Origin of the sequence: Haloarcula limicola, assembly GCF_010119205.1 — an archaeon.
Classification (GTDB): Archaea; Halobacteriota; Halobacteria; order Halobacteriales; family Haloarculaceae; genus Haloarcula; species Haloarcula limicola.
This window is the reverse complement of the sequence record NZ_WRXM01000003.1, coordinates 210,995-224,407: the sequence shown is the minus strand read 5'-3', so window position 1 is coordinate 224,407 and position 13,413 is coordinate 210,995. Positions and strand designations below refer to the sequence as shown.

11 protein-coding genes are annotated in these 13,413 nt (G+C 62.4%); 6 read left to right on the top strand and 5 right to left on the bottom strand.

What is annotated here, in order from left to right; all coding sequences use genetic code 11:
• The first annotated feature begins 227 nt into the window (after positions 1-227).
• From GO488_RS16070 to GO488_RS16045, 6 genes are all read left to right on the top strand, one after another.
• Entirely contained in the window at positions 228-1,652 is a 1,425-nt protein-coding gene (locus tag GO488_RS16070) for an extracellular solute-binding protein (protein ID WP_162318861.1), read from the top strand.
• A 94-nt stretch (positions 1,653-1,746) separates the two neighbouring features.
• Positions 1,747-2,697: a carbohydrate ABC transporter permease gene (locus GO488_RS16065; RefSeq protein ID WP_162318860.1), complete on the top strand. Its 951-nt coding sequence runs from the start codon at positions 1,747-1,749 to the stop codon at positions 2,695-2,697.
• The gene (locus tag GO488_RS16060; protein ID WP_162318859.1) at positions 2,694-3,611 is read left to right on the top strand and encodes a carbohydrate ABC transporter permease; all 918 of its coding nucleotides are present in this window, start codon (positions 2,694-2,696) and stop codon (positions 3,609-3,611) included. Before GO488_RS16065 ends, GO488_RS16060 begins: the two co-directional genes overlap by 4 nt.
• An 82-nt stretch (positions 3,612-3,693) precedes the next feature.
• Positions 3,694-4,845 carry an ABC transporter ATP-binding protein gene (locus GO488_RS16055; protein WP_162318858.1) on the top strand — a complete coding sequence of 384 codons (1,152 nt, stop codon included), beginning with the start codon at positions 3,694-3,696 and terminating at the stop codon, positions 4,843-4,845.
• A gap of 88 nt (positions 4,846-4,933) precedes the next feature.
• Positions 4,934-5,734: a sugar phosphate isomerase/epimerase family protein gene (locus tag GO488_RS16050; protein WP_162318857.1), complete on the top strand. Its 801-nt coding sequence runs from the start codon at positions 4,934-4,936 to the stop codon at positions 5,732-5,734.
• A 263-nt stretch (positions 5,735-5,997) separates the two neighbouring features.
• Positions 5,998-7,233: a mandelate racemase/muconate lactonizing enzyme family protein gene (locus GO488_RS16045; RefSeq protein ID WP_162318856.1), complete on the top strand. Its 1,236-nt coding sequence runs from the start codon at positions 5,998-6,000 to the stop codon at positions 7,231-7,233.
• A gap of 42 nt (positions 7,234-7,275) precedes the next feature.
• On the opposite strand, the gene GO488_RS16040 is transcribed toward GO488_RS16045, so the two are convergent.
• From GO488_RS16040 to GO488_RS16020, 5 genes are all read right to left on the bottom strand, one after another.
• Positions 7,276-8,358 (bottom strand): Gfo/Idh/MocA family protein, encoded by a 1,083-nt coding sequence (locus GO488_RS16040; RefSeq protein ID WP_162318855.1) that lies wholly within the window; start codon positions 8,356-8,358, stop codon positions 7,276-7,278.
• 223 nt (positions 8,359-8,581) lie between these two features.
• Positions 8,582-9,406 (bottom strand): sugar phosphate isomerase/epimerase family protein, encoded by an 825-nt coding sequence (locus tag GO488_RS16035; protein WP_162318854.1) that lies wholly within the window; start codon positions 9,404-9,406, stop codon positions 8,582-8,584.
• Between the two features lie 844 nt (positions 9,407-10,250).
• A complete protein-coding gene (locus tag GO488_RS16030; protein ID WP_162318853.1) occupies positions 10,251-11,297 on the bottom strand; it encodes a lactonase family protein in 1,047 nt (348 codons plus the stop codon).
• Between the two features lie 46 nt (positions 11,298-11,343).
• A complete protein-coding gene (locus GO488_RS16025) occupies positions 11,344-12,207 on the bottom strand; it encodes an NAD-dependent epimerase/dehydratase family protein (RefSeq protein ID WP_162318852.1) in 864 nt (287 codons plus the stop codon).
• Positions 12,208-12,308: 101 nt separating this feature from the next.
• A complete protein-coding gene (locus tag GO488_RS16020) occupies positions 12,309-13,379 on the bottom strand; it encodes a mannonate dehydratase (RefSeq protein ID WP_164509651.1) in 1,071 nt (356 codons plus the stop codon).
• Positions 13,380-13,413: the final 34 nt, after the last annotated feature.

The window sequence follows — 13,413 nt, the reverse complement described above, 5'->3', positions numbered from 1 at the left end:
CTGGCAGTGACTGCCTCTCTACAACGAACGATTCATTCGAAGCCATAAAAATATACGGGCCGGATCGCTGTCGGTACGGTGTCGTTCTCGAGCCGGCCCCGTGTCCGAACCGAGTGCTTCCGAGTGAAGGCCAGTCGCGTGCGACCAGTGTCCAGAGAGCCGCCGAACGACGACATGTCTCCGAGTTAACCACATATTTTATAACAGAGGAAAACAACAGTCGGCGTATGGCGTCTGAGAGCCAGCCAAGTGTAGATAGTGATTCGGCCAGAGAAAAGAGTCGGTCGACGCTGAGTCGGCGTCGCTTCATCGCCAGTACCGGCGTGGCGTCGGCGGTCGCACTCGCCGGTTGCGGCGGCGGTGGCGGCGACGGTGGTGACGGCGGCGACGGGGGCGGCGGGTCGACCGGCAGCGGGACGAACCAAGCGGCGAGCGAGCTCTCGGTGGCGGCGGTCGAGGGGTCCGGGCGGCTGTTCAAGCGGCTCATGGACGAGTACGTGAGCGACGACACCGGAATCGACGTCAGCGTCCAGCTGTTCCCGTACGCCAACCTCTTCGAGAAGACAAGCAGTATCCTCTCGGCTCAGAGCGACGCGTACGACATCATGTTCATGGACGACCCGTGGTTCCCGCAGTTCGCGGCAAACATGGACCCGCTGCTGGACTGGCTCCCCGGCGAACTCCCGTCGGACGCGCTCATCGACCAGGTCGAGAAAATCGCTCAATGGCCGACGCCGGGCGCGCCGAAGGTCCCGTCGGCCCAGGGCAAGGAGTCGACCGTCAAGGGGCAGGTCATCGTCGGCAACACGCAGCTCTACGCCTACAACAAGGGCTACTACGACCAGGTCGGTGCCGACGCTCCGGAGACGTGGGACGACGTCCTCAGCGCCGGCAAGAAGATCACGGAGCAGGTCGACGGCGCGAACGGGTACATCATCCGGGGGAAGCGCGGTAACCCCGCGATGGCGAACTTCTTCTCGCTGGGGAACGCCATCGGGGGGGACATGTTCAACAAGGACTGGCGGTACAACTGGGCCGGCGAGTCCGGGACGGCCGCCGTCGAGTTCTGGGCCAGACAACTGCGGGAGATCAGTCCCGACGGCGTCACCTCGTTCAACAGCGACGCCGTGCTCAACGGGCTCGGAAGCGGGTCGGCCGCGCAGGCCCCGGCGTGGCCCTCGGCCGCGTCGCTGCTGCTCGACCCCGAGAAGTCCAAGGAGGCCGACAACCTGGAGTTCATCCCCATTCCGAAAGGGCACACCGGTGCGAAGCGACAGGCACCGACGCAGGGGAACTGGATCATGGGGATCAACAGTTTCGTCTCCGACTCGAAAAAGAAGGCCGCCGGCGAGGTCATCCAGTCGGCGATCTCCGCGGAGGCCCAGTCGAAGTACGTCGAGTTGGGTGGCGTCCCGTTCCGTCACGACACCTTCGAGAACCACATGGACGCACAGACGTGGTTCCCGGCGCTCTACGAGAGCCTACAGAACGCGCAGTGGCGACCCCGGACGCCGCTCTACTCCGAGTTCGGCGTCAGCCACGGCCAACTGCTCAACTCCTGCCTGGCCGGCGACCTCTCGCCCAGTGAGATGACCAGTAAGGCGAAGAACCAGATCGAATCGACGCTCAGCAACGCCGGCTACTACGAGTAACTCGATATGACCCGAAGACGCACCCGTCGATCACGGCGACCAGCGGCACCGGTACCGAGCCGCGCTCACGCTATAGAACGGAGGCCCGACGTCGATGGCCACTGAGACGGAGGCGGACCGCGAATTCACGACGACCGACGTCAGTCACCTCGAAACCGAGCAGTCGACGCGAGAGAAGACCCTGTTGTGGGTCGACGACCACCTGAAGTGGTTGATGACGCTGCCGGCGGTCCTCATCCTGTTCGCGCTGACGTTCTACCCGCTGGTGCGCGCGCTGCAGATGTCGACGATGCAGTTCCTGCCGACGGGGACGACGTTCGTCGGCGCACAGAACTACGTCGACCTGTTGAGCAACGAGGCGTTCATCAACTCACTGGTCGTCACCGCCCAGTTTGTCGGCATCGCCGTGGGCATCGAGTTCCTGCTGGGCTTCGGCATCGCCCTGCTGTTGAACAAGAAGATCAAGCTCCGCGGGCTCTGGCAGACGCTCATCCTCATCCCGATGATCCTCTCGCCGACGGTCATCGGACTCATCTGGCGGCTGCTGTACGCGCCCAACGGCCTGCTCGACTACATCGTCGCCCCGCTGACCGGCGGTGCCAACGTCGGTTGGGTCAGCGAGACGAGCGTGGCGCTGTACTCGGTCATCCTGACCGACATCTGGCAGTGGACGCCGCTGGTCGTCCTCGTGTTGTTCGCCGGCCTGCAGTCGGTCCCGGACAACATCAGCGAGGCGGCCGTCATGGACGGGGCCTCGCGCTGGCAGCGTTTCCTCCACATCACGCTGCCGTACCTCAAATCGCTCATCGTGCTGGTCCTGATCATCCGCCTCGTGGACGCGCTGCGGGTGTTCGCGAAGGTGTTCGTCCTGACCCGCGGCGGTCCCGGGAGCGCGACGAACGTGATCAGCATGCAGATGTACCGGACCGCGTTCCGGTTCAGTAACTTCGGCGAAGCCTCGGCGATGGCCGTCTCGCTGCTCGTGGTCGTGCTGATCCTCGCTATGAGCTTCGTCAAGATCGCAAACGTGGAGTTCGGCTCATGACGACGAAACAAGACACGACGACGGACGCACTGCCCTACGAACAGCCGTCGGGATTCGAGAAGTTCCGAGAGACGCTGGACGAATACGGCGTCTCGAAGGCGGTCACCTACGGGCTCTTGGGGGTGTTCCTCGTCTGGACGCTGTTCCCGATATACTGGCTCGTGACGGCGACGCTGAAGACCCGGCAGACGCTGCTGTCGTTCCCGCCGATGTGGATCCCGTGGAACTTCCACTTCGAGAACTACGTGCAGTTGTTCGCCCAGCGGCCGGACTTCATCCAGTTCATCATCAACAGCGCGATCATCACGATCACGACGACCGTCATCGCGACGACCATCGGCGCGATGGCGGCCTACGCGTTCGTCACGTTCGACTACCCCTACGACCTCGACTTCCACCTGCCGTTCTACATCCTGTCGACGCGGTTCATGCCGCCTATCGTCACCGTCATCCCGCTGTTCGTCATCTTCCGCGGCATCGGGCTGGTGAACACGCTCCCGGGACTCATCCTCGTCTACACCATGTTCAACATCCCCTTCGCGGTCTGGATGATGAAGGGGTTCTTCGAGGAAGTGCCCGACAGCCTCATCGAGTCGGCGATGATCGACGGGCACACCCACCTGGGCGCGTTCTTCAAGATCGTCGTCCCGCTGGTGAAGCCGGGGCTGATCGCCTCGGCGATCTTCACGATCATCATCACGTGGAACGAGCTGCTGTTCGCCGTCATTCTCGCGCTGAACAGCAACGCGATGACCGTCCCGGTCGGACTGGCGTCGTTCGTCACGAAGTTCTCGGTGCAGTGGATCAACATGAGCGTCGGGGCGACGATCGCCCTCGTGCCGGTGTTGCTGTTCGCGTTCGTCGCGCGCCAGCAGCTCGTCCGCGGGTTCAGCATGGGGGCAGTCGGCAAATGACGCGACGGTCGTTCCAGCGACGCACCGCTTCCCCGGTCGGCCGACCGGCGGCGAGAGACGCGGCTACGGAGGGACGATAACTATGGTTACAGTCGAATACGACTCAGTCAAGAAGCAGTACGGCGACACGATCGCGATCGAGGACGTGAACCTACACGTCGACGACGGCGAGTTCACGATCCTGCTCGGACCGAGCGGGTGCGGCAAGACCACGACGCTCCGGTGTCTGGCCGGGCTGACCCAACCCACCTCCGGGACGATCACGCTCGACGACCACGACATCACGGACGTCCACCCGAAGAACCGGAACATCGCGATGGTGTTCCAGAACTTCGCGCTGTACCCGCACATGACCGTCCGCGAGAACATCGGCTACCCGCTGAAAGTCGCGGACGTGAACAAGGAGGACAAGGAACGGCGCGTCGAGGAGGTCGCCGAGATGCTCGAAATTCCGGAGCTGCTGGACCGCGACATCGCGAACCTCAGCGGCGGTCAACAGCAGCGCGTCGCGCTGGGCCGGGCAATCATCCGACGGCCGGCCGTCTTCCTGATGGACGAGCCGCTCGCCAATCTGGACGCGAAGCTCAAAGTCAGCATGCGCAGTCGGATCAAGGTCCTCCAGCGGGAGATGGATATCACGACGCTGTACGTCACCCACGACCAGGAGGAGGCGATGTCGCTGGGCGACAAGCTCGTCGTGATGGACGACGGGAACATCCAGCAGATCGGCTCGCCCGACGAGGTGTACCACGAACCGGCAAACATCTTCGTGGCCGGCTTCATCGGCAGTCCGTCGATGAACTTCGTCGAGGTCGAGACCGACGGGGACCGCATCCGCGCGAAGCGCGCGCCCGACGCGTTCGACGTCGAACTCCGCCCGTCGGTCGCGGAGCGATACCGCGACTACGACGAGTTCACGCTCGGCGTCCGCCCGCAGTACTTCGACGTCCACACGGAACCGACCGACAACGCGATCGAAGCGGAGGTCGAAGTGACCGAGCCGCAGGGCGACGAGCAGATCATCGACGTCCACGTCGGCGAGGACATCGAACTGACCATCGTCGCGCCGAGCACCGTGGAAGCCTCGCGCGGGGAGACCGTCTGGCTCGGCATCGACGAGCAACTCGCCCACGGATTCGACCCGAAATCCGGGGACCGAATCGCCGAGACCGACTCCATCGAGCGAACGAAGCGCGCGACCTCCTCCGCCGAGACGGAACCGCAGTCGCAGTAACCCAACCTCACGTTCCCGCTCCGCTTCCTTCAATAATACTGCCGTCGTTCAGAAAGATTAATGTCGACGCATTTCATTATCAACGGTCATGGGACTCGGTTACACGACGATCATGTACGATCCCAGTGAAGTGATCGAGACCGGTATCGGCGACGTCGCCGCCTGCCGATACGACGGGCTCGAAATTGGCCTCGGGAAGCTCCGAGAGGCCGGACCCAACAGGATAGCTGGTCTCCTCGACGAGTACGACCTCGACCTCTACTGCGTGATGGCCGGCTGGTTGTTGACGGAGGACGACGCGGAGGACGCCATCGACGGGGCGGCGCTCGCCGCCGACCTCGGGGCGGACTTCCTCGGCATCCTGCCGCCGCCTCGCGGACAGGTCTCCGACGACGACTTCGAGACGTGGCTCCACGACATCGCCGCGGCCGCCGAAGACGCGGGCATCACCGTCGTTCTCCACCACCACGGCGGCGCGCACATCGAGCAGCCGGACGAGATACGCGAGTGGCTGGACCGAACGCCCGATAACGTCGAACTCCTGTTCGATACGGCTCACTACCATCCCTACGGCGACGTCGTCGAGGGCATCGAACGGTACGCCGACGATATCGCATACGTCCACCTCAAGGACATCGCATCCCCGGCAGGCTTCGAGACGCACGTCGAGAACCTCACGGCGGGGAAGGTCGACTTCGACAGCATCATCAATTTCATCTGGGCGTTCAGGGACTTGGGCGAGGGCGAACTCGACTTCGAAGCCATCGACGAGGCGCTCGCGGACGCCGGCTACGACGGCCACCAGACCATCGAGATCGAGAACCGGCGAGAGCGCCCGCTCGTCCACGCGAAACAAAACATCGACTCCCATCGAAACGCGACGGAATGATGCCCGACCGGACGGAGATCACCGGAGTCGCGACCGTCGGTTCCCACGCTAACGCGGGCGTAGAACGCCCGATCCATCGGAACTTATAACTGACCGAGCGTGGATATGACGGACGATGCGATTCGGCACGGACTGGGGTCGATGCGGCGATACGTGCCATCCCTACCCCGCCCTTGCCGAGTTGCCGAGAAAGCGCGGTACACCGGCGCGTCCCGCTCCGACGCGGGACCGGGGCCGGTGCCACTGAACACAGGATACGAATCATGTACGAGGACTTCGCTTCAAAACTCGCAGCGACGATGTGGGCCGACTTCGACGAGATGCCTCGCCGGGCGGACGGCCCCGCGGCAGAGATAACCGACCTGAATACGATCGTCGTCGACGGGAACTTCCCGTGGACGATCGTCACCGTCGAGACCGACGAGGGCGTCACCGGCATCGGCGAGGCCTACCCCTCGCCGGGCGTCCACGAGATCATCACCGACTATCTCCGGCCAGTCTTAGTCGGCGAGAACCCGACCGACGTCGAACGGCTGTACAACCTCATGCGCGGGAGCCTCTCGGGTCGGGGCTCGCAGGAGGGCGTCGGCACCATCGCCATCAGCGGCGTCGAGATCGCCCTGTGGGACGCCGCCGGGAAACTGCTGGACCAGCCGGTGTATCAACTGCTGGGCGGGAAGACCCGCGAGGAGGTCGCCGTCTACGCCGACTGTCACGCCGGCGAGGCGATGGTCGAATCGGCCGAGGAGGGACAGGAGGACTCGACGTACGAACCAGAAGCCTACGCGAAAGCCGCACGCGCGGCCGTCGGGGACGGCTTCGATATCGTGAAGTTCGACCTCGACGTGCCCTCGGGCCGCGAGGTCGACACGCTCTCGCGGCACTTCGACCCGCCCGAGATCGACCACAAGAAGCGCGTCGTCGAGGCCGTCACCGAGGAGATCGGTCACGACGCTGAGGTGGCCGTGGACCTCCACTGGAACTTCAGTCCCGAGACCGCAGAGCGCCTCTGCCGGGCGCTCGAACCGTACGACCTCGCGTGGATCGAGGACCCCCTGCCGCCGGAGAACACCGACGCGATGCGGGAGCTGAAGCGCCGCGTCGACGCGACCATTCTGACCGGCGAGAACCGCTACGGCCGCCACGGCTTCCGCGACCTCATCGAGGACCAGGCGGTCGACTTCCTCGCGCCGGACGTGCCCAAGACGGGCGGCATCGCCGAGACGAAGAAGGTCGCCGAGATGGCCGAAGCGTACTATCAGGCGCTCGTCCCACACAACATCGGGAGCCCGGTCGCGACCGCCGCGACGGCCCACGTCGGGGCGACGGTGCCGAACTTCGTCGCCCTGGAGTACCACGCCCGCGAGGTGCCATGGTGGGAAGACCTGCTCGCCCGCGAGGAGGACTTCATCCAGAACGGCCGCATTCGGGTTCCCGACGCGCCCGGGCTGGGTATCGAACTCGACTGGGACGCCGTCGAAGCGCACCGCAAGGAATAGCGTCGAGCCCGTTTTTTCGAGGGGAAGTGCAGACGCGACGAGTCAGTCCGCCGAGCGAGGGCTCTCGCCGCGGTACGTCCGGAACAGGTCGACGATGACCTGCAGGTCCTCGCGCGCCTCGGCGAACGTCGTCCGAACGTCGCGCTCCCCGTCGACGCAGTCGACGAAGTACGAGAGTTCGCGCTTGAACGGCTCCTCGTAGGACGGCGTCTCCACCGAGTCGGTCAGGTCTTCGAGGCCCCGCTTGACCCGCAGCTCGGTCGGCGTGTTCTTGATAAAGGGATTCGAGAAGTCGACTTTCACCATCCCGTCGGGCGAGTCGACGCGGACGAACTCCTCGAACCACTTGCGGTCGGAGTCACCCGTTTCGAGGACGCACTCCACGCCGTCCTCGTAGGTGAGGTGGGCGGTCGCGTACCGGCCTTCGGCGAAGATGTTGACGTGGTCGATACTCTTTACGGCCCCGAACAGCCCTCGGAGAGCGTTCACGTCGTGGCAGACGTGCTCTAACTGGAAGTCGTAGGCGTCGAGGAGCATCTCGTCGTCCGTCCCGATGGCGGCTTCCATGTCGCTTCGCCGCTCGGCGACGCTCTCCTCGATCAGGTCCTCCGGCGGCATCCCCTCGACGAGGTCGTAGACCTCCTTGACGATGCGGAAGTGGTCGGGGTCCACGTCGTAGGCGGTGACGAGGTCGATCTCCTCAAGGTCGGCGACGACCTCCTGTGCGCGTTCGTAGGAGGGGTCGTACCGCTTCATGTACGCGACCATCGCCGTCGCGTCGCTTTCCTCGGCCGCTTCGACCATTCGGTCGGCGTCTTCGAGGCTCGTCGCGATCGGTTTCTCGACGAGCGTGTTGACGCCGGCGTCCAACGTGTCGACGGCGACGTCGGCGTGCGTGTGCGACGGCGTGAGGACGACCACGGCGTCGAGGTCGTCGCCCACTTCGGCGAGGAGGTCCTCGTGTCCCGCGTAGACGTGCGGGACGTTGTATCGATCCGCGAGTGTCTCTGCCCGCCCCTCCGCGGGGTCGGCGAAGGCGTGTAGCTCCGCCTCGGGGAGCTCCGCGAGGTAGGGGATATGCATGACTTGTGCGACGAGGCCACAGCCGATGATTCCGAATCGCATCACCCGAACTTTCTTGCAATGCCTGTTATAGCTTCTGGTGGTCGCCGACTACCAGTTGACGAGGCGTCTCGGCCGCCGCGGATGCTCAGCGGGATAACCGCTCTCACCGTTGAAACGACAGTCACGTAACTACCCTGCACCGCGACGGAAACGACGCGACCGCCGAGACGGTATTGAGCTCAGATCCGTTCGGGAGATGCGAACGCCTCGTCGGAATGGTGGTTTACCGGTCTTCCTTGGGCCGGATGTCCCGCCAGTAGTCGTAGTTCTCCTTGGCGTGGACGAGCGGTTTCTCCGTCCGGTTCTCGATCTCGATGGTGATGTCGCCGTCGTAGCCCACGTCCTCCAGCGTCTCACTGACCGCCTCGAAGTCGATTTTGCCGCGCCCGAGGTCGGTGAAGGAGCGGAAGTAGTTGATCACGTGGTCGAGGTGGAAGTCGCCCGCCGAGAGACTGTCGCGCATCTCGTCGAACCCGGTCGGTGGGGCCACGTCCTTCAGATGGACGTAGCCGATGTCATCGGCGAACGTCTCGATGCCGTCGGTGACGTCACCCTCGGGGAAGTTCTCGCCGTAGGGGTAGTAGTGGGCGGTGTCCCACAGGAGTTCGAGTCCGTCCACCGCGTCGAGAAGTTGTCGCACCTCGTCGTTCCGTTCGACGTGCGTCGCGCCGTGGTGGTGGACGAGCGGCGTCACGCCCGCGTCCGTCGCCGCGTCGGCGAGGCGCGTGAACCACTCCTCGACGGTCGCGTCGTCCTGCCGGTTGCGCTGTGGCGGAAGCAGACCGACGTTGTCGACGTCGAGGTCAGAGAGCATATCGAAGTCGGACGCAACCCTGTCTACCGCGGCTTCCGTCTCCAGCCACTCGCTCATCACGCAGTAGAGGTCGAGGTCGTACTCGTCGACCAGCGCGTCCACCCTGTCGGGACCCGCCTCTCGAACCTTTTCCAGGCCGATCTCGACGCCGTCGTACTGGCACGCGGCGACGTCGCCGATGCCCGCTGCTATCTCCGAACTGTCGTACATCATGGTCGTATACCCGAGACCCATACCAGTTCACGCGCGGGCAACGGTCAAATAGTTTCGGCCGTTTCGCCGGGGTCCCGAACTCACGACGGTTCGTCCGGAACCCTCGCTGTCCACCCCTTCTCGTGCTATTCTTTCGGAAGAGACGAACGGCACCACGCGTGAAATGACAAAAGTACGCTCGTTATTTTAACTGACGTTCCGTGATCCTTGGTAACTGTACGATAGCCCTCTCTGTGCGAGGAGAAATGAAACGCCGTTTCCGCTTTGCCCCGTGCGCGCTACGGCCCGCTCGGACCCGATTCGTAAGGGCCGAACGGCTGGTTAGTGGCATCGACGAACGAACGGCTGGCCTCGTCAGTCCGCGACTCTGCGGGCCGCGCTGTTGCTAGGCGCCTGATTTCCGACATGGATGTCGAGAAACCGTCTGTCACGCGCTTTATGTATGACTAGAAATACCCAATCTGAGAACAAAATAGACTAATATATAATATATAGCTAGAAGATAGAACCTGATATTCAGATTCGAGAGAAAAATAGAGAATATGTGTATACTCGATGCTATTCGGCAAATATATCTCCTTATTGATGGACTATACGGGAAGAAGTATCGATAAGAGTCAAAATAGGGACAATATATGGGTGGATATCTCTGGTATTGAAAGATATTAGCGGTGATGAAAATGCGGACACGGAGAATCGACCGAACGATATGAGCGACGCGAGCGAGTCGGCGGGTATCGCGTCGCCGGTTTGCAGAGTCCGTATTCCACCGACGGCGGGACCGCGATAATCTACCGTGTACGACTGCACTAATACGTAGTGATAGATAAACTCTGCATTCGGCAAACTACAGCAGTTGCGGACGCTAAACCCACTGAAGGCAAACCGGCTCTGTGACCGCCAATCGCTCGTCGATTCGAGTCAGCTCGCCAGTTTCGATGTCGATATCGAAGACGACGATCCCGTTAGTGTCCCTATTCTCGACGAAGAGAAATTCGCCGGTCGGACTGACGCTGAAGTGCCGAGGCCACGCACCGCCGGTCGGTATCTCGCCGATGTGACGCAGCTCGTCTCCAGCAACGGCGAACGTCACGATAGTATCTCGGCCTCGATTCGAGGCGAACACGTATCGACCGGAGGGGTGAACCTCGACCTCCGCGGTCTTGTTTTCGCCCTCGAAATCGGCGGGAAGTGTAGATATCTTCGACTGCTCGCTCAGATCCCCATCAGGGGCTCGCTCGAAAACAGTAACTGTCGAATCGAGTTCGTTGATGAGATATCCGTACTCGCCATCGGGCCCGAACGAGAGGTGGCGTGGACCCGACCCGGGTGCAACATCTACCGTTCGGTGTACGGTGATATCGTCCTCTGCGGGACGAATCTCGTAAACGATGACTTGGTCGGTTCCGAGGTCTGGTACGTAGAGGTAGTCGTTAGCCGGCCCGGGATTAGCCGAGTGCGGGTGTGGACTCGTTTGCCTGTCGGGATCGATACTGTCGCCGCTGTGTTCTACTACCGCAGTTGGTGCAGCCACGGTACCATCGGATCCGAGCGGGAGCATCGACACGGACCCACCCTCGTAATGAGCGACGAACAGATACTCTCCGGTCGCGTCGACGCTACAATGGCACGGGCTAAGCGCCCCACTCTCGATACTACTCACGAGAGATAACTCGCCGGTATCGTTGTCGACTTGGAAAGCCTTGATCAGGCCCTCCGGTTCAGTCCGAACTGCGGCGTAGACGTACTCATCGTGTGGATGCGAGGCGACAAATGTGGGGTTCGGGCCGGCGACGACGGAGTCGAGTTGGGTCAATGCGCCGGTGTCCGGATCAACTGCGACCGTGTGGACTCCCGTACTGGTTGCTGCGCTATACGTTCCGATAGCCGCCACGTGAGATCTACCCGTCACGTGTCCTAGTATCGAACCGTCGTATTCATCTTTTCTGGTTCGGGCGTTAGGACTCGATGTCGCCCTGCTCGGTCGCGGGGGGTTCGTCCCACGTTTCGCCGTTATCCTGGGGTTGATAGCCGAGTCGTTCGCGTGCGTTCTGGATGGAGAACCAGCGGCGGTCGTTGTCGCTGACGCCGTTGAATATCCCGTAGGTCACGTCGGAGTCCTGCAGGCAACAGTCGATCAGATGAGCGAAATCCCGCCGGGAGTGCCACGTGGCTTTCGTTCGGTTCACCGATCGCTGATACGCGGCTCCGCCCCGAGCGATCTCCCCGTTCTCGACGCGTCGCTCTGCAGGGCCGTATGGAGAGTCGAACGCGGCCGACTGGACAGTACAGATCCGTAGGGCGTAGAACCGACGTGGCCACTCCATCGCTTCCGCGTAATATCGGCCGATATCTTCCCCGAAGGATTTCGTCGCACCGTACAACGAATCCGGTCGGACGGGGTCAGTATGGTCGAGTACTAGCGGGTGGTCCTGCTCGTAGAGTTCGGGTGCCAGTTCGGCCTCGTAGAGCCCCTGTACGTGGTTCGTAGACCCAAATACGAAGGATTCGATCCCCGCGTCTCGGGCAGCCTCTAAGACGTTGTACGTTCCGAGCACGTTCGGTTCGAAGACGTCCGACCAGTCTCCGTCGGTGTAGGGATAGGCCGCCAAATGGATAACAGCGTCCTTCCCGTCGAAAGCGGGCCGAATTGCGTCGTAGTCGGATACGTCGGCTACGTACGTCTCGAAGGCACCGTACCGGTGATCGTCTGGCCGGTCAGACCGGTTCAGATACGTGAAATCGTAGTTCGGATTCTGGTGCAGGTGGTCGATTATGGCGGTTCCGCACCGACCGTACGCACCGGTGACCAACACGTTCATAGAACACACCTCGGCTGAGCTATCAAATAAACTTGCGATATGTTCCCACGAATCTCTTCACCGTCGACCGATCACCTTCGGATGCGGCCCGCCAACGGCCGTTACTCCCGTTGGGAGCACGCGAGCAGACCGTTGAGATATGCGATGGCGTGGGCACGAGAGCGGTGGCCCCACTCGGTGTCGTCGACGATCTCCGGGACGTGATCTGGGACCATCACGCCGTCGAACCCGACTTCCTGTAGCGCTTCGATAGCGTCTAGCGCATCGAAGTTGCTCTGGTCGTCGTCGACGAACGTCTCCGTGAAATTCGGCCAGGTACCGATGACGTCTCGGAAGTGGACGAAGACGATGTCGTCGTTGGCGCCGAAGTGCTCTATCACTTCGGTGACGTCGGTATCAGGCATCTCGGAGAAGCATCCGAGACAGAGCTTGAGCCCGTGATTGTCACTGGGAACGAGCTCCATCGCTCGCTGGAACGCCTCGAAGTTACGGAACAGGCGGGGAATACCGCCGAGCTGTTCGACTGTCGGTGGGTCGGCCGGGTGAAGCGCCAGCCGGACACCCGCCTCCTCGGCGACGGGCAGAACCGCTTCGAGGAACCGTTCGTAGTTCTCCCAGAGTTCCGCCTCTTCGTACTCCCGCTCCACGCCGGGGGCCCGCTCGTACGGGTCTGCGATATCTTCGATGTCGAACCCCCTCCCTCGCGCGTCGCCGCGCAGGCGGACGGTCTGTGAGGTACGCATCGGTACGACGCCCCGCGGGTTCCACTGGTACCCCAGTATCGGGATATCCGCCTGTCCCACGTTCCGGATGAGGTCCTTTATCGTCTCCAGCTGGGTCTCTTGCCCGTCTTTCCCGAGCATGATCTTGCCGTAGACGTTGTAACTCAGCGACTGGATCCCCATCAGCCGTAGCCCTGCGTCTTCTGCTCGCCGGCGTGCCTGTACCAGTTCGGAAACGGACGGGACGACGCCCTCGTCGATGGTGATCGTCTCGCTGTCGTCGCTACCTTCGTCTTCGAAGACGTCTCCACGCGGGTCACGGTGGTCGAGGAAGATATCTTCGACGCCGATCTGTCGACAGAAGCGGAGTCGTTCGTCCGAGAGCGTTCGCGTTCTGAGTCCACTCCGCAGCGGGAGCGAGTCCGTGTCAGTCGTTTCGTTTCGTGCCATGTGTTAACTTACGTATTTCGTCTGTCTTAGTTCT